The 482-nt window shown below is 78.2% G+C and carries 1 protein-coding gene; it reads left to right on the top strand.

Going from position 1 to position 482, the window contains the following annotated elements; translation table 11 throughout:
* A partial coding sequence (locus tag LPA54_RS37210; protein ID WP_228984878.1) for an FAD-dependent monooxygenase occupies positions 1–482 on the top strand: 482 nt, incomplete at both ends.

The following is a 482-nucleotide window of genomic DNA, read 5'->3' as shown; positions in this document are numbered from 1 at the left end:
CGCTGACGTCGCCGTCGTCGGGGCCGGGCCCGCGGGGCTGGCGCTCAGCCTGATGCTGCTCCGCTCCGGCGTACGCGTCGCGCTGGTCGAGAAGTCCTCCGGGGATCCCGCCTCGGCGGGGCGGGACTTCCACGGGGAGGTCCTCCAGCCCGGCGGCCAGCGGGTGCTCGACCGGCTCGGGGTGCTGTCGCCCGCACGGGCGCGCGGCGCCCGGCGCCTGGCCGGCTTCCGGCTGCTGGACCGCGGCCGCGTCCTGCTGGACGTCGACTACGGCCGGCTGCCCGGCCCTTACGACCACCTGCTCGCGCTGCCGCAGCGACACCTGCTCGCCGAACTCCTCGCCGCCTGCCGCGCCCTGCCCGGATTCCGTCATCTGCCGGGCCACCGTGTGTCCGCGCTGACCGGGGGACACGGACGGTGCACCGGCGTGGTGGCGACCGGTCCCGGCGGGCGCCGCGTCACCGTGCGGGCCCGCGTCGTGG

The sequence above is a fragment of the Streptomyces sp. DH12 genome, from assembly GCF_020873895.1.
Classification (GTDB): domain Bacteria; phylum Actinomycetota; class Actinomycetes; order Streptomycetales; family Streptomycetaceae; genus Streptomyces.
The sequence above is the reverse complement of the archived record's forward strand: the minus strand, read 5'-3'. Positions and strand labels throughout refer to the sequence as shown.